The 17,238-nt window shown below is 48.7% G+C and carries 15 protein-coding genes; 13 read left to right on the top strand and 2 right to left on the bottom strand.

Translation table 11 applies throughout. The features are described from left to right. Positions 1-4: 4 nt before the first annotated feature. Positions 5-439 carry a tripartite tricarboxylate transporter TctB family protein gene (locus FDX24_RS10485; RefSeq protein WP_137364274.1) on the bottom strand — a complete coding sequence of 145 codons (435 nt, stop codon included), beginning with the start codon at positions 437-439 and terminating at the stop codon, positions 5-7. Between the two features lie 14 nt (positions 440-453). Next, positions 454-1,431: a tripartite tricarboxylate transporter substrate binding protein gene (locus FDX24_RS10480; RefSeq protein WP_137364273.1), complete on the bottom strand. Its 978-nt coding sequence runs from the start codon at positions 1,429-1,431 to the stop codon at positions 454-456. A gap of 153 nt (positions 1,432-1,584) precedes the next feature. Here FDX24_RS10480 and tctD point away from each other — a divergent pair, with 153 nt between their 5' ends. From tctD to FDX24_RS10415, 13 genes are all read left to right on the top strand, one after another. Beyond that, positions 1,585-2,259 (top strand): transcriptional regulator TctD, encoded by a 675-nt coding sequence (tctD, locus tag FDX24_RS10475; RefSeq protein WP_137364272.1) that lies wholly within the window; start codon positions 1,585-1,587, stop codon positions 2,257-2,259. Next, complete coding sequence (locus FDX24_RS10470) at positions 2,246-3,658, top strand: sensor histidine kinase (protein WP_137364271.1); 1,413 nt, start codon at positions 2,246-2,248, stop codon at positions 3,656-3,658. Before tctD ends, FDX24_RS10470 begins: the two co-directional genes overlap by 14 nt. Before the next feature lie 450 nt (positions 3,659-4,108). Further along, the gene (locus FDX24_RS10465) at positions 4,109-5,524 is read left to right on the top strand and encodes an undecaprenyl-phosphate glucose phosphotransferase (protein ID WP_061068418.1); all 1,416 of its coding nucleotides are present in this window, start codon (positions 4,109-4,111) and stop codon (positions 5,522-5,524) included. Next, positions 5,514-6,800 carry an outer membrane beta-barrel protein gene (locus tag FDX24_RS10460; protein ID WP_137364270.1) on the top strand — a complete coding sequence of 429 codons (1,287 nt, stop codon included), beginning with the start codon at positions 5,514-5,516 and terminating at the stop codon, positions 6,798-6,800. Before FDX24_RS10465 ends, FDX24_RS10460 begins: the two co-directional genes overlap by 11 nt. A 1-nt stretch (position 6,801) precedes the next feature. Next, a complete protein-coding gene (locus FDX24_RS10455; RefSeq protein WP_048212978.1) occupies positions 6,802-7,359 on the top strand; it encodes a polysaccharide biosynthesis/export family protein in 558 nt (185 codons plus the stop codon). A 2-nt stretch (positions 7,360-7,361) separates the two neighbouring features. Further along, complete coding sequence (locus tag FDX24_RS10450; RefSeq protein ID WP_137364269.1) at positions 7,362-9,479, top strand: polysaccharide biosynthesis tyrosine autokinase; 2,118 nt, start codon at positions 7,362-7,364, stop codon at positions 9,477-9,479. Next, a complete protein-coding gene (locus FDX24_RS10445; protein WP_137364268.1) occupies positions 9,476-10,687 on the top strand; it encodes a lipopolysaccharide biosynthesis protein in 1,212 nt (403 codons plus the stop codon). The genes FDX24_RS10450 and FDX24_RS10445 overlap by 4 nt, the downstream gene beginning before the upstream one ends. Beyond that, complete coding sequence (locus tag FDX24_RS10440; protein WP_061068415.1) at positions 10,684-12,069, top strand: hypothetical protein; 1,386 nt, start codon at positions 10,684-10,686, stop codon at positions 12,067-12,069. The genes FDX24_RS10445 and FDX24_RS10440 overlap by 4 nt, the downstream gene beginning before the upstream one ends. Continuing rightward, complete coding sequence (locus FDX24_RS10435; RefSeq protein ID WP_137364267.1) at positions 12,059-13,048, top strand: glycosyltransferase family 2 protein; 990 nt, start codon at positions 12,059-12,061, stop codon at positions 13,046-13,048. Before FDX24_RS10440 ends, FDX24_RS10435 begins: the two co-directional genes overlap by 11 nt. Before the next feature lie 14 nt (positions 13,049-13,062). Next, entirely contained in the window at positions 13,063-14,274 is a 1,212-nt protein-coding gene (locus FDX24_RS10430) for a glycosyltransferase family 4 protein (protein WP_048212973.1), read from the top strand. Position 14,275: 1 nt separating this feature from the next. Next, entirely contained in the window at positions 14,276-15,388 is a 1,113-nt protein-coding gene (locus FDX24_RS10425; RefSeq protein WP_048212972.1) for a glycosyltransferase family 4 protein, read from the top strand. A 2-nt stretch (positions 15,389-15,390) separates the two neighbouring features. Then, a complete protein-coding gene (locus tag FDX24_RS10420) occupies positions 15,391-15,798 on the top strand; it encodes a hypothetical protein (RefSeq protein ID WP_101742956.1) in 408 nt (135 codons plus the stop codon). Between the two features lie 31 nt (positions 15,799-15,829). Continuing rightward, positions 15,830-17,221 carry a DUF4832 domain-containing protein gene (locus FDX24_RS10415; RefSeq protein WP_115601614.1) on the top strand — a complete coding sequence of 464 codons (1,392 nt, stop codon included), beginning with the start codon at positions 15,830-15,832 and terminating at the stop codon, positions 17,219-17,221. The last annotated feature ends 17 nt before the right edge of the window (positions 17,222-17,238 follow it).

Below are 17,238 nucleotides of genomic sequence, written 5' to 3'. Positions count from 1 at the left end.
TCCGTTAACCCAGCCAGGCGCCGAGTGGTAAGGTGACGTCAAGCAGTCGGTCGAAGGCGTACCACAACAGAATGCCGAGAACCGAACCGGAAATGCCCGCTGCCGGGATGGTTGCGCCGAACAGCATGCCAATCACCACGGTGAGAATGGCAGTGGCAATGGGAAAGCCCAACCATTCAAACCCCCAGGCGTACATCAGCAGCACAATCACCATCGTGAGCAACTTTTGCAGCACGTGGCGGCGAGGCCAACTGATGGTGTCCGGGTGGCGCAACAGCAGCGCGACGGCACACAAGAGCATCAAGATAATAATGCCAAGCGGAAAGGGACGCGGCCCAACGGGTTCATAGCTGTATTCGCTGCTGATTTGCCAGGCCACGAACAGCCCGGCTATACAGAGCAACAGCCAGATACCCGCGAAAATACGATCGCTCATCATCTTTGCCCCCGGGCTTATTTCGCCAGACCGAAGGCTTTTGCCTGCTCACGATAATCGGTGACCTGTTTCTTCACGTAGTCATCGAGTTGCTTACCGCTCATGTTGAACTCGAACAGGCCACGCAGATCACGCTGCTTTTTAAATTCGTCGGTCTGTTGGAGCTTATTAAAGGCATCAACCCACCACTGGTAATCCGCATCGCTCACTTTTGGCCCAACGTAGAAGCCACGAATAATCGGCCAAACAAGGTCATAGCCCTGCTCTTTGGCGGTAGGGACATTGGCTAACTGGCCCGGCAGACGTTCATCAGAGAACACCGCGAGTACGCGGATCTTGTCGCCGCTGAGATAGGGCACCATTTCACTGAGATCGCCGGAAACCACCTGGACGTGATTGCCCATCAACGCGGTCACCGGTTCGCCACCCCCCTCAAAGGCGACGTAGCGCATTTTGTGCGGATCAACGTTGGCTTTTTGCGCCAGCAGCGCCGACTTCATCCAGTCCTGGCTACCGATAGAAGCACCCGCGCCAATCACCACGCTGTTGGGATCTTTCTCCATGGCAGTCAGCAGGTCTTTCAGCGTCTTCCAGGGGGAATCACTACGCACGGCAATCATGCCGTAGTCAGTGCCTACACTTGCCAGCCAACGCACGTCATCGACGCCATAGCGGCCGAATTTACCTTGCGACAGATTTAGCAGGGAACCGCCGGAGAAGGCCACGACGGTTCCGGCTTCGGCAGGACGTTGCGCGACGATAGCGTTATAGGCCACTGCACCCACGCCACCGGGCATATAGGTCACGCGCATCGGTTTTTCGATGGCGCCAGTTTCCATCATGCTCACCTGAATCAGCTTACAGGTGAGGTCGAACCCACCGCCGGGTTTTGCCGGAGCAATGCATTCGGTGCGCGATGGCGCTTGTTCGGCTAAAGCAGAAGTACTCATCAATAAAATGCTTGCAATAAGGGTACGAAGTAATTGTTTTTTCATTGTTTATCCTCACGCCGGAAAACCGGATTTTCGGGTACGGAAGAAGATTTTTGTGATTATGTGAGCCGATGTGTAGCAGTTCGGTTGCGTGATTGTTAAAACATTAACCTTTCAATTCCCTTTCAATGCGGCAGAAACTTTACAGGATGTGATATGCGTCTCTTATTAGCGGAAGATAACCGTGAGTTAGCTCACTGGCTGGAGAAAGCGCTGGTGCAAAACGGTTTTGCCGTTGACTGCGTGTTTGATGGCCAGTCGGCCGATCATCTTTTACACAGTGAAACCTACGCGCTGGCGGTACTGGATATCAACATGCCGGGGTTGGATGGTCTGGAAGTCGTCCAGCGCCTACGCAAACGCGGGCAGACGCTGCCGGTTTTGTTGCTGACGGCGCGCAGCGCGGTAGCCGATCGGGTGAAGGGACTGAACGTCGGGGCCGATGATTATCTGGCTAAGCCGTTTGAGATTGAAGAGCTTGATGCCCGGCTGCGGGCCTTGCTGCGGCGTAGCGCAGGCCAGGTGCAAGGGATACAGCAACTGGGGGCGTTAGCGTTTCATGATGAAGGTTACTTTCTGTTGCAAGGACAACCGTTGGCGCTTACGCCGCGTGAGCAGGCCCTGCTGACAGTCCTGATGTACCGTCGACTGCGTCCGGTTTCACGTCAACAGTTGTTTGAGCAGGTGTTCAGTTTGAGCGATGAGGTCAGCCCCGAAAGCATTGAGCTGTATATCCATCGGTTGCGGAAGAAACTGCAAGGGAGCGACGTGCGTATAGCCACGCTGCGCGGCCTGGGTTATGTGCTGGAACGCTGCGATGAGGTGGGTTAAGCCCCAGTCGTTGTACCTGCAACTGCTGATGTTTCTGGGGCTACCGCTGCTGTTGCTGTGGGGACTCTCGGCATTTAACAGCTACGTAAGCGCATTACAGGCCGCGACGCAGGCGTATGACCGGACGCTGCTCTCATCGGCCAGAACGGTTTCTGAGCGGCTGGTGGTGCGCAATAAACACCTGGAAGTCAACGTGCCGTGGGTGGTACTGGACAGCTTTGAACTGAACATGAACGACAGGCTGTATTACAAGGTGGTCGATCCGGCGGGGAAGGTTATCTCGGGCTATGACGATTTACCGGCCATGCCGCCCGCGACCTCGCGTACCCGGCTGTATCCGGCGTTAGCGTGGTTTTATCACACGGAATATCGCGGTGAGGCGATCCGCGTGGCACGCCTGCTCCAGCCGGTCAATGAGGGCGGTATTGTCGGCATGGCTGAAATTTATGTCGCCGAAACGCTGCAATCGCGGCGCTATCTGGCGCGACAGCTGCTGTTTTCCTCGTGGGTTTCGCAAGGGCTGCTGGTGCTGCTCACCTTGGTTCTGGTCGGCTGGCTGCTGCGCCGGGTGTTACGCCCGATGCGCCAGCTGTCTTCGCTGATGGTGCGTCGTGAGCCGGGGCTACTGACGCCGCTGCCTGAGCTGCTGCCGTGGTCGGAAACCCGTTTGCTGATTGTCGCGTTCAACCGCTATATCGATCGACTGCGAGGGCTTATCTCCCGCCAGGAACGCTTCAGCGCAGATGCTTCCCATCAGCTCAAAACACCACTGGCAGTGCTAAAAACGCAGGCGGCAGTGGCTTTGGCGAGCCCGCAACCGCAGCAATGGTATGAAAGCTTACAGGCGATGAGTTCAACGCTGGATAACACTATTCAGCTGACGGAAAGGTTGTTACAACTTTCAGCGGTGAAGCGTAAAGAGCAAGGGGAAAGGCACTTTTCGCCCGTTAATCTGTATGAGGTGGTGCAAACCAGCTGTTTTACCCGTCTGGCGCAGGCGCGCAGTAAAGCTATCGATCTGGGGTATGAAGGGAAGCAGGAGGCGCTGTGGATTGAAGGGGATGAGGTGCTACTCGGTGAACTGTGCGGAAATCTGCTGGATAATGCGCTGAAATATACGCCAGCGCAGGGCGTGGTGACGGCGCGTTTAATGTGCGAGGGAGAAGCTGTGGTGCTGGTGGTTGAAGATAGCGGGCCAGGTATTGATGCACAACAGGTGCATCAGGCGTTACAGCCCTTTCATCGCCTGGATAACGTCGGCAACCTCCCGGGGGCAGGGATAGGCCTGGCTCTGGTCAACGATATTGCGCGTCTACACCGTACACACCCGCAGTTGTCGCGCAGCGATACGTTAGGAGGACTGAGCGTACGAGTACGATTTTTAAGCATCACGAACTGATATCTTTATTTCACTGGTGCAGATTCTTCTTAAGAAAATTACAGATAAGAAAGCCGATCATTATTAATAATAACGGAAAGTGATTTATTGATTTTATTTGTATTGCGGTGCAGTTAATTAATTTCAACGGCTATTTAGGGGAAAAAGAGAAACGATTTATGCTATTCGTCATACATATAACGGTTTTTCATAGTCTACGAAGTGCTATCTGTCAATAACGGTTGTGTTGTAAATTCTCATCTTTTTTGGCGGTGGTGATAAAATGTTCATTCGGAAATTAATGATGAAAATCATAATGATACAAATGGAACGTGGGTGATAGTCACACTAGTCAACATTATTTTTTACATTTACTGACAATGTACCATTGCGTTTTTTAGACTTGTGATATAATTAGCAACATGAAAAGAGAAAAAAACAATTAAATATCAATAAATAATGGGCTGAGATATGCTTAAAAATTCGCTAAAGATTAGCAGTCAAGGATATCCAGTCTTTTTAAAACTGGTCGATTTTATTGTAATCAATATTACGTTAATTTTTAGCGCCCATCTGTTAAATATGGTGCCGTTTAAGACCATTGTCATTCTGAGCATCCTCTTCTCAGTGTTTTTCCTGTTGCTTGCTGAATACACAAAAATGTACCAGCAGAAGATAAAAACCATCGGCATACGTAACCAAAAACGGCTGCTTTTCTGTACGCTGCTGGCAATCTCGTTCAACGAAGTGATCAGCATGACGGTGGCCGAACCGGAGTCACTTGGATACCTGACAAGCCTGACACCGTCATTTTTATCCCCTATTGTTTACTGGTATTTCATTCCTTTACCTTTTCTTTATTTTATTCGTTTTTTCATTTTTAAATATTCAACGAAAAAAAACATTCGTGTGGCGATTATTGGTCTTACCGACAACGGCGTGGCAGCAGAAAATGCATTGATAGCTGAATACTCCAATATCAAATTAGATTTGGCTTTTTATGATGAACGCGCGTTGTCCCGCTGTGGTGATATCGTGGATAAGATAAAAAGTCCCTTTCGCGGTCCTGTCATTAATCTGGTTGAAGAGGCTAAGCAAGGGAATATCGACGAGATCTATATCGCATTGCCGATGGTGGCATTACATCGTATTCGTCACTTTTTGGCCATGATGTCGGATACCACGGTAGATACCTATATTGTTCCTGATTTTTATACCTACAGTAACAATATGTCCAAGCTGCGCTCGATCCACAACCTGCAAACCATTGGCATCTTTAGCTCACCGTTTGAAGGGGCCGGTTCATTTATTAAACGTGCGGAAGACCTGATTCTCGGTAGTATCATTATGGTGATGATCTCCTCACTGATGTTAGCGATTGCTATTGGTATTAAACTTACCTCCCGTGGTCCGGTGTTTTTCAAACAAGATCGATACGGCCTGAGCGGACAAAAAATTAAGGTATGGAAGTTTCGCTCGATGCGAGTTATGGAGAATTCCGATACGGTTATCCAGGCCACTAAGAATGATCCGCGCGTGACAAAATTTGGTAGTTTCTTGCGACGCACCTCTCTTGATGAACTCCCGCAATTCATTAATGTATTGCAGGGAAGTATGTCTATTGTCGGTCCCAGACCTCATGCGGTTACGCATAATGAACAGTACCGCAAACAGGTCGAAAACTACATGATCCGCCATAAAGTTAAGCCGGGGATCACCGGGCTTGCGCAGATTAACGGTTTCCGTGGGGAAATCGATGCACTTTATAAGATGGAAAAGCGCGTTCAGTATGATATTGAATATATTCAAAACTGGTCGTTATGGCTGGATATAAAAATTATTATTAAAACTATTTTCAAAGGATTTGTCGGTAAGAATGCATACTAAATTAATAGTTATTACCGGAATCGTGATATCGCAGTCCGCATGGGCTGATCTAACGCCGAAATCACACATTGGCTTTGCGGGGATCGACTTCCAGGGCCAAGCTGCTGTGGATTACGGTTATGATGATAACGTAACTTATCAGCCCCATAACCGCGATGCGATAGGTTCAGCGTTCCAGAGCGCGGCACCTGTGTTTAGTATGATCGGTGAGCGCGGACAGGATAAGTATTTGCTAATGTATTCAGGCGATTATCGTAACTACTCAAGCGATTCTGCCGATAACTATAACGACCATTTTTTCCGTTTTAACGGTGCCTGGCGTTATGGGCAAATGCACGGCTTAACCCTGAATCTGGAAGATTCAATTGGGCATGAATCTCGCGGCCGCGATATCACAGAGGGCTTTTTGCCGAACCAGTTCCGCCAGTATGGAATTAACTCTCCGCTGACGAATAATTTTATCAACAGTGAGTTGCGCTATAGCTATGGCGCACCAGATGGACGCGGCAAAGCGGAACTGGCACTGTTGTATAAAAAACTGACGTTCGGGAATACCTCGGATGTGCAGGATACCAGCCCGGATTTTTACAATTATATTCAGCAGCAGGAATGGCATGAAAATAGTCTGGTGGCTGAAATTTTTGACCAATACACCTCCAGAACGCGCTTTCGCTATAGTTTTATTACTAATCAGCGTCACTATGATAACAACTCAGAAAAAGACAGTAATGAATACTATTTGCTTTACGGTCTGAAATCGCAGTTGACGGGGAAAACCAACGTCGACATGAATATTTCATGGCTGTACAAAACATTTGAAAATGCCGCAAACTCGAGTGATTTTAATGGTCTAAACTGGGATGTAAAGGGGGAGTGGAAGCCGTTAAATCAGTCAGTCTTCACCGCCCATTCTGCTCAAAGTATTAAAGATCCCTCGGAAGTTGGGGGGTATATCTTAGTGACTGAGTATGGGATTTCTTACCAGCATTTCTGGCTGGGCAATCGTTTTTCTACTTTGCTGGACTACTCATACACCACGGAAGACTATAAAAAACAGAACAAGGATCGACATGATAAAAATGGTGTATTTAGTGTAACCATGAGCTATGACTACACGCCGTCTGTCAATTTTGAGATTAAATATCAATTAGATACCTTGAATTCAAATAAGGATACTGATTCGTTTTATATCGGTCCCGACGACAGTAAGGAAGTCATTAGAACGTTGGGTTATGATAATTCTATGATTATGCTTAAAGCTAAGGTTCAGATCTAAAATGAAAATAATAGAACTGTGCGCGTTTTTGCTATTCAGTATCCTGTTGGTCGGATGCACAACGTCCAGGCCACCATTAATGGACGATCCTGCTGCGGTGGCAGAGGATTACCGAATTGGGGCGGGGGATACTGTCAATATCGTTGTTTACGGGGAACCCGAAATGACGATGAAATTTATCGTGGATAAGAGTGGAACAATAAACTTCCCTTATATCGGCGTGCTGGGTTTAAAAGATAAAACACCAGAACAGGTGAATATTGAATTAACTCAACGCTTGCGCAACGGGTACATGGTTAATCCCATGGTGACCGTGAGTCTTGCCGAGTTCCGCAAATTCTACGTGTCAGGGGAAGTAAAAAGCCCGAATGGATTCGCCTGGGAGCCGGGACTTACCGTAGAGAAAGCTATTGCTCAGGCGGGGGGATTTACTGACCGTGCAGATCGCAAAGATATCAACATTCGCCTCTCCGGTAGTAATCAGCTACTTGAGAATGTTGATTTAACGCACTCTGTTCGTCCTGGGGATGTCGTGATTATTGGCATGGGGTTCTTCTAACGATGAAACTATCTATAGTGGAAAACGGCAAGCAACGAGAAAACTCCGTCGATTTCTCCCGCTTTGCCAAAGAACTGAAAAAGAATGCCTGGAAAATCGCGCTGGCCGGCATTATTGCCGGGGTAGTGGCGTATCCCTTGATCAGCATGATGTCATCAAAATATGTCTCGACGGCGACGGTGCTGATTAAGGCACAAGCCGATAACGTTTCGCCGTTTCCACAGGTGGATGGTTTTGATTCAACGCGTAGTGGATATTACGAAACGCAATATGCGCTGATGCAGTCACGCATTATCCTCGAGCAGGCGGTCCGCGATCTGAAGCTGGATGAAAACCCGGATTTTACCGGGGTGAAGCCTGGCTCTGGTAGTGAAGATCAGCAACTGAGGGTTGATCAGGCGCTGAAAACATTGTCGAAAGATCTGAAGGTCATCGGTATCCGTACCACTAATCTGGCCTCTATTTCTTATGAATCTTCCTCGCCTCAACTTTCAGCTGAGATAGCCAATGGTGTCGCTCAGGCCTTTATCAACTACACGGTAGAACAAAAGCGTCTGAAAGCAGAGCAGGCTCGCAATCTCAACTTTGAAAAAATGGAAGAGATTCAGAAATCGATAGCGAAACAAAAAGAGGAAATGGATAGCTACCTGAAAAACTCTGGGCTGCTGACCTTCCGTGGTATTGATGGTTTTGAAACAGAGCAGTTAAGCATTGTGACCAACCGTCTTGCCGATGCGACCCAACGCCGTGTCGCCGCGGAGTCTGTTTATAATGAAGTAAATAGCCGAGGGAAATCTTCAGGCGATATCATTTCGCTGCCATCAGTTTCTGATCATGCGCAAATTCAGGATTTACGCATTGCGCTGATTCAGGCGCAGCGCACGTTGTCGGAACTGCGCAAAGTGTATGGGCCTAAAAGTGCCAATATTTTAAAAGCAGAAGCCGATGTGCAATCAATCCAAAATCAAACGGGTCGGGTACTGGGTGAGTTAAAACTTGGCTTACGTCAGCAGTATCTGGCTGCGCTGGCCGATGAAAAGAATTACCAGCAGCAGGTTGCTGAGCAAAAAGAGATCTTCCAGAAGATGGCATCAAAACGGGATGCCTGGAACAGCCAAAAATTGGCGTTAGATAAAATGGAAGATCTGTATAAGACGCTTTATCAGCGGACTCAGGAATTGTCGCTGTCCGGGGTTAATGCGGATGCGGTGCTGTATGATCCAGCCGTTCCCCCGTTAAAGCCGTCTAAGCCGAATAAATCGTTGCTGCTCGTGATGGTGGTGATGTTGGTTGTGGTATTCAGCATCATGTATTTCATCGTCAAAGCGGCAATGGATAATTCAATTAGCACCCTGAGCCGTCTGAAGAAACGTCTCAATGTCGAGCCATTGGGCGAAATTCGTCGGTTTACCGGCACTTCGGGACGCGCACAGGTTCGGGATATGATACTGAAGAACCCGCTGAATGCCGATATCATCCACGGTATTCGCACCCGAATTATGCTGGATAATCGGCCGCTGCAGACGGTCGCTATTGCTTCGGCGGAGCAGGGTGAAGGGCGCTCCCTGTTGGCGAATCTGTTGGCCAGTTCATTCAGCTTCGATCAGAAAACGTTGCTTATTGATGCTGATTTCTTCAATACCAACGGCCTGTCTTCTGAACTGGCATCAGCGACTTCTGCTGGTGTGGCGGAGCTGTTGCGCGGTGAGGCTCCGCTAGAAAAAGTACGGGTTAAGATCGCTGAAAATCTTGATTTCATCCCCCACGGTAAGACGACCATTTCCTCGTTACTGATGCTGTCGTCAGAGCGCGTTGAACCCGTGATGCGCGAACTGAAGTCGCAGTATCAACGCATTATTATTGACGTTGCAGCGGTGAATCAAAGTCAGGATATCCAACTGATCAAACGAGCCGTTGATGGGGTTATCTTTATCGTGAAAGCCGGAACCGGTTCTGCGGAGAATATCGCCAGCGCACTGGATAAGATTGAGGATTATCAGGGCGTGGTGATTGGCGCAGTGTTGAATGCGGTCGAAGAAAAAAACCTTGAAACGCAGGAAGGGTTGCGCTCATTGAACTTCAATACTGACCAACTGATGACTACGCCAGGTCGTGTATGAGTTTACTGAAGAGCGCTTCTACGATAGCCAGTTCATCAGTCGTTTCGCAGCTGATTGGTGCGCTGTCTATCTGGTTGATCTCACATAAGTACGATATGGCAGAGGTTGGGCTGTATGCGCTCAACTACAGTATCGCGGTGGTGGGGGCACAGGTGTGTACCTTTGCCTCACAGCTGTTGATTCCCAAACAGCAGGATGACGAGCTGGCGCAAAATGTGGTGTTCTGTTTGCTGCAAAGCGCGCTCATTGCGTTACCGTATGCCGTCCTGACCGCGTGGTTGTTTCACCAGAACATACTGTTTCTCTATTTGCTGACGCTTTCAACGGCGTGGGCGTTAATATCGGAAAACTTATCGCTGCGGACAGCCAACTTTTATTTTCTAATCTTTCAGCGTATTTCTGTCTCCGTGGTGGTGGTGCTCTCGGTACTGCTCACGCACCAGGTACAGACATTTTACTGGTCGTGGGCCTGCGCCATGATTTTGCTGACCACTAGCTGTATTTTTCATTCGTTTGATATTCGTTCGGTGACGTCGCAGCATTTGCTCCCGGCAAGTAATTTGCGATTTTTTAAACAGAATATTCATCATATCACTAAAGTTGGTAGTGCTGAGGTGCTGGCAATGGCGAGCAGTAACTTGCCTATTATGCTGATTAACTTCTGGTTTTCGGCGCTGACGGCGGGATATTTTTCCGTTGTAAGCCGGTTCTGTCTGGCACCGGTAGTGATTATCGGCAACGCGGTACGCAATACCATTTTTTCTAAATGGTCCATCGACTTTAGAAATAACACCTTCAATTATCAGGAGTATACGAAGGTGCGTATGCTGCTGCTAGTGCTGGGGGTTGTCTGTACCTTAGGCGTCTTTATTTTCTATCCCATTGTGATGCGCCTGGGTTTTAGCGAAGACTGGATTAACTCCATTGAGACGTCGCGCTACATGCTGCCCTATTTGTTCCCGGCGCTGGCGATAAGTCCTTTAACGGTGATTGAGCTTATTTTTGGCTCGCACCGCTATTTTCTGCGTATCCAACTTGAACAGTTGGCGATTGTGCTACTGGCGTTTGTGGTCGTTCCCTATTTTTACCATGATTATGCGGCGTCAGTAATATTGTTCTCTTCACTGACATTTATTCGCTATGCGTTCATTTACCTGAAAATGAACAAGCGGGCCAATCTCCTGAAAAACAAGCCGGTGACGCCATGACACTGAATACCGGAAATTATTTACAGGTCTACACCTTTATAACGCTGATCCTGTGTGGTCTGGTGCAGTATTTCACCGGCATGCAGTCCGTGTTGTGGATCCCGTTTTTCCTGACATTGCTGATGGTGGGATTACTGGTGATGCAGACGCGAGACGGGGCGCTGCGTCTGGATGCACAGGAAACCATTATCCTTGCGCTGTATTTTTCCTTTCTGGTGCTGGCGGGAACATCGACCCTGATTCAGGGCGGGGTCACCGTGGCAATTGTGGCCTTCAAAAACGAAATCGCGTTATCACTGGTGATGGTTTGTTTGCTGTTAGGTTTTTGCCGTGAATCGCAGATATATCGGGCGACGCGCTATCTGTACTGGGTGTTCTATGCGCAAATCCCGGTGATGATTTATCAGGTTTTGCTGGTTGTTCCTCAGCGTGTGGCCGTACGCGGGGAAGATGAAAAATGGGACTCCGTGGTCGGAACATTCGGCGGAGACCCAATGGGTGGCGGCAATACGGCGGCGATGGGGTTATTTTGCCTGTTAATTATGTTGCTGAAACTCTCTGAATATAAGCACGGGCTTACGACGTTTAAATCCGCAGCGCTGCATATCATCCTTGGAATAGGGTTATGCATCATTGGCGAGGTCAAGTTTGTCATCCTGCTGTCACCGATATTTCTGGCGTGGGTGTGGATATCGCCGAGCTATGTTAAAGATGTCAGTAAGGTAAACCTGAAGACGTTATTTATCATTGTGGCAGGAATGCTGGTGCTCATCGGCCTGTCGATTATGATACTGGCCTGGTACTACTCTTCCGCTTTTGGCAGCGATCCGACAAAAGGCTCATTAAGCATTTTTATTGATTCATTGAGCTATATCTTTGATCCGAACTACATCATGTCGACCGGAGAGTTGGGGCGTTTCACAACGTTTCTGTTCTGGTTAAAAAATAACGATCTATGGGGACTGTCGGGCACATTATTTGGCTATGGGCTTAATGCCACAAACAGTGGTAGTACGGTCTCCCCTGGGTTTTTGAACATTATCTATAACCTGATTTTAGACTCGACTGCGCTGAGTATGCTGCTGTGGGAAGTTGGCATTATTGGCACGCTGCTGTTTATTGGCTTGTTTATTTATATTCTGAAAGTATGTCAGCCAAAACCAGTATTGATGCTTGAACAGCTGGATAAACAGGATCTGCAGTTACTGAGCTTTGCGCCCGCGTTTAACGCTTTCGCTATCAGTTGTTTAATCAGCTTACCTTACAGCCAGATATTGATGATTACGCCGATGTTACAGTTCCTGTTCTATTTATCGCTGGGGGCGAGCTTAGTGATTCGTCGAACCGTACTTCGCAGTGCAGGGGGATGGTATGGACAATAAGCCATTTATTTCAGTGAGTATTAAGACGCTCAACGAATCTAAAGGTATTGAGAAAACGATCGACAGCATTCGGCGTCAGTTGGTCGGGTATCCGCATAAAATTATTGTGGCTGACAGTCTGTCGACAGATAACACCCAGCAGTTGGCAGCCAATAAAGGCGTTACGGTAGTGTCGCTCACCGATCCAGGCGATCGCTGTTGTGGGGTGGGCCATCAGTTGGGCTATCTGTACAGCGAAGGGGAATATTTATTGCTGATGGATGGAGATATGGAGCTGGAAGATGGCTTCATTGACCAGGCTGTTGCCTTTTTGCAGGCGGAACCGGACTATGCCGGGGTGGCCGGTACCGTCGAAATGGATGATGCCGTTAACTATGAGTTTAAGTCTCGTAAGCAGCGGATCAATAAAATCTATCCTCTTGGCGATAGCGATCATCTGGGAGGCGGTGGACTGTATCGTCGGTCGGCAATTGAAAAAATTGGTTATCTGACCAACCGTAATTTGCACGCTTATGAAGAAGCTGAGCTGGGTCTGCGTTTAATCGAAGCGGGTTATAAACTGCGGCGTTTGGATATTCCTTACTTCAGCCATACGTCACACACGCTGTCGACGTTTAAGATGCTGGCGTGCCGCTGGACCAGCGGTTATTACCAGGCTCCGGGTGAGCTTTTGCGTTGTAGTTGGGGGAAACCCTGGTTTTCCCAGTCATTCAACATCGTGAGGAATGAGGCGGTATTTGCGCTCTACCTTATTCTCTTATTTGTTGCGCTGCTCACCTTTAATATCAACGTGTTTGCCGTTGCGCTTCTACCCTTACTGGCATTTGCCTTGTTGAAGATTGTGCAAAACCGCTCGTTAACAGATGGGCTGCAAAGTGTTATTAATTTAATCGTACGTTCAGCGGGGTTGATCAAAGGTATTTTTTATCCGGTACGCGATCCGCTGACTCCGCCCAGCAATAAAATCATTCATGAATAACCGGGGCAGGCGCCATGAAAGTATTATTAGTTAACAAGTTTTTTTTCATCAAAGGCGGCGCGGAAACGGTTTATTTTCAAGAACGCGACATGCTGAAACAGGCTGGTGTGCAGGTCATTGATTTTTCCATGCAGCATGAGAAAAATTTCCCCTCTGATTATGCGGATTATTTCGTCAGCAATGTCGATTACCATAAAGAGAGTAATCTGTTGGGGGGCATCAAAACCGCGGTTAACTTTATTCATAACACCCAGGCCTGCAAAAAAATGCTGGCGCTTTTACAAAAAGAACGCCCTGATATCGTTCACTTTCATAATATTTACCATCAGTTGACGCCGGCGTTGATTAAAGTGGCGCGCAATTTTGGCTGTAAAACGGTGCTGACGGCGCACGACTATAAGATTGTCTGTCCTGCATACTCTATGTTACGCGATGGGAAGGTGTGTGATGCCTGTATCACCGGTACCGTTTTCAATGCCTTCCGCTATCGCTGCCAGGAAGGCTCTGCCTCTAAAAGCTTGCTGCTCTCGTTAGAAGCGACCTGGCAATACATTGCCCAAAATTATCAGGCTCTGGATGTCATTGTTTCACCGAGCGTCTTTCTACGCGGCGTGTTACTCCGCACGTTGCCGAAATCACGAATCGATGTGATCGTCAATGGTGTTGATGATAGCCAGCCCATCGATGAGGTCGTCGATGACGGTTATATACTGTACTTCGGCCGCCTGAGCCGTGAAAAGGGTGTGGCAACGTTGCTGGCCGCTCATCAGAAAATGCGTAACCCGGCTCCGCTGAAAATAGTGGGGCACGGTCCGTTGCATGACGAGTTAGTGGCGAAATACCCGGAAGCTGAGTTTTTAGGTTATGTACAACAAGGGGATGCCCTCAATCAGCTCATTAAGCATGCCCGTGTGGTGATCCTCCCCTCTGAATGTTATGAAAACTGCTCAATGGCGGTGCTGGAGGCGATGTCTTTCGCGAAACCGGTGATCGGGGCGCGCATTGGCGGGATCCCCGAACAAATACGTGACGGTATTGAAGGGGTTTTATTTGAGCCGGGTAATGCGCAGGAACTGGCGAAGGCGATGGATACTCTGGTTGATGACCCGGATAAAGCTCGTGTCATGGGCTTACGGGGGCGCGCACGCCTGAGTGAAAAATATGCGCTTAGCAAACATATGGATACCTTACAGGCGTTATATAAAGAACTTCTGGGCAGGCCATAGAATGAGTAAAAAAATAACGGTTTTTGGTACCCGCGGTATTCCGGATGTATTGGGCGGTGTGGAAACCCACTGCCAGAATCTTTATCCGGCGATTAAACAACAGTTTGACGTTGATATTTGTGTGATCGCCCGCTCGCCGTATGTTAGCTACAAACGATCTTCTTATAAGAAAGTTGAGACCTATGCGCTATGGGCTCCCAAAAAACGGTCACTGGAAGCGATTGTGCATTCCGTTTTAGCGGCGTTTAGAACCTGTGTCGACCGTTCTGATATTGTGCATGTCCATGCGATAGGACCGGGTTTGGTGATCCCATTATTACGCGTGTTAGGTAAGAAGGTGGTTTTTACCCACCACGGACCTGATTACGATCGTCAAAAATGGGGATTCGTCGCCAAAAAAATATTGCTGCTGGGTGAACGCTGGGCGGTGAGATATGCCAATGAGGTGATAGTGATTTCTGAGGTTATTAACCAACTAATTCAGAAAAAACATGCTCGCTATGATGCGCATTTGATTTTCAACGGCGTCAATAAGCCCCGTCCGTTGTCAGATCAAACCCTTCATGCCACGCTTTCCCGCTTTGGACTCGAGGCGAAAAACTATTTCGTGGTGGTCGGACGGTTTGTGGAAGAAAAGGGGATGCATGATGCCATCTCTGCGTACAAACTAAGTGGCTTGCAACAGCCGCTAGTGCTCATTGGCGATGCAGATCACCCAACGGAATACAGTATTCGACTCAAGCAACTTGCCGCTGATACCCCTGGTGTGGTGATGACCGGTTTTTTAAGGGGAGATGAACTTCAGGCGGTGTTTTCGCAGGCCAGGCTGTTCGTTATGCCTTCCTACCATGAAGGGCTACCGATTGCACTTCTGGAGGCGATGTCGTATTCCCTTCCGGCGGTGGTGAGCGACATTCCCGCAAATTTGGAAGTGCAGTTGCCGTCTGAGGCCTATTTTCGGGTCGGCTCATTGTCCAGCCTTGCTGAGAAATTAACCGCCTGGGCCAGCGCAAATAGCGTGGACTATCGTGTCTATTTGCAAAATTATGACTGGCAGGAAATTGCCAGAAAAACAGTCAATGTCTATCACTCAATTGATAAAGATATAGGTTAATTTTGACCAGTCCTCAGAATCGCCCCCCCGTCATCGAACGATTTTATGCGCAACTTGATGAGCATATATCGGAGGGACTGACTCCGGAACAAAAAGACGGGATCGAGAAAGCGATCGTCGCCAGCACTCTGGCATCAAGACATCGGATCGATATTCGCAGAAGTTTTCCATTTTTCGGTAAACGCTTTTATCTGGTTTTTTTATTCGGCAGAGACTTACGTCAGCGGCATCGTCAGGAGTCGACCTTATCGACCATGTTGCTCACTTTTTTGCTGCTGCTAGGCACGTTGTTTGTCACCTGCTGCGTATTACTGACGCTATATATGATCAAATCCGCATTGGGTATTGATGTATTCCAACATTTTCACGTTGGTATCTGGGACTGGTGGTTAAGCCTGAAAGACCGCTAGTGTTATCAAACCTGTGGAGGGCGTCACTGCGATGAAGTGTAAATGGTTTTCTGCGCTGTTGTGTCTGTTCTGTCCGCTGACGGTATTGGCCGCATTAACGACCGTAACCCCCAAAGCATTGACGGGCCCACTGACAAACCCAGGTATCGGGGTCGCCAGTTTTCATCAAGGATATGGTGAAACGCTTGGACTGGCGGATTATCCCGACACCGGCTTTGAATATGAGCGCTTTTACTGGCGTGACCTTGAGCCTGTCGAAGGCCAGTACAATTTTGCACTGGTTGATGACGCTTTTAAGTATGCCGCGGCGCATCGACCGGCGATGAACGTCGGACTGCGGTTTATGGCGCTTGCTGAGCCGGAAACCGGTTCACAAATTCCTGACTGGTTGATTAACAAAGGCGTAAAGGGAACCTGGACGCCTGACAAAAAAACCTTTATCCCTGATTTAGACGATCCCCTATTTATTGAATATAGCCAGCGCCTGCTGAACGCGATGGGTAAACGCTATGATGGTAACGAGAACCTGGCTTTCGTGGATATCGGCATGGTGGGGTCGTGGGGAGAGTGGCATAACAGCAACTTCCCGATGCTGAAGCCATTGCTGGAGCGCTATACCACGGCGCAGTTGGACCGCTATGTGACGATGCATTTTACGGCTTTCCCCAGTACGCCAAAAATCATGCTGATGAGTGGTGGGCAAAGTCTGGCGAATGCGGTCGCGCGCGGGGCAGGCTGGCGTGCGGACTGCCTGGGCGATCTCCGCGTGTTTTCTGCTTCCTGGAACCATATGGCGGATGATTATCCGCAACGGCTACAGGCCGCACAGAAAAGCTATTCAGGATTTAATGATGCCTGGAAACATGCGCCAGTGAGCTTTGAGATCTGCTCGTACATGCAGGACTGGAAAAATACGTTTCACTATACGCGAGCGGAGGTGCAGGGGATTTTTGACTGGGCGGTGAAGCAACATACCAGTACGATTAACCTGAAATCGAGAACAGTGCCCCGTGAGTATCGTCCGATTGTCGACGAGGCACTGACAAAACTGGGCTATCGGTTTCGCTTAGCATCTCTGAGCCACGAGTCCGTCTGGGAAGGTGGACAAGAATTCACCCTGACAAGCACCTGGTATAATGAGGGTAACGCGCCGATTTACTTGCCCTATACGCTGGCATTTCGTCTGGTCGATGAGGCCAATAAGGTGGTGGCACAAGGGAATGCCCCGGAAGATATACGTCACTGGCTGCCCGGAAAGTACTCACTGAGTTACCCGATGCCGATGCCCGGGACGCTGCCGAAAGGGAAATATGCTATTGAGACGGCGATAGTGGATAAAACCGGTGCGGCAAGAATTCACTTTGCCAATGAAGGGAAGCAGAGCAACGGTTGGTATCGCGTCTCTGCGGTAACGGTGAAATAGCCTGCCATAGTAAGGAG

The sequence above is a fragment of the Citrobacter sp. wls716 genome (assembly GCF_005280975.1).
Classification (GTDB): Bacteria; Pseudomonadota; Gammaproteobacteria; order Enterobacterales; family Enterobacteriaceae; genus Citrobacter; species Citrobacter youngae.
Note: the sequence above shows the minus strand (reverse complement) of the source record. Positions and strands in the feature narration are given on the sequence as shown.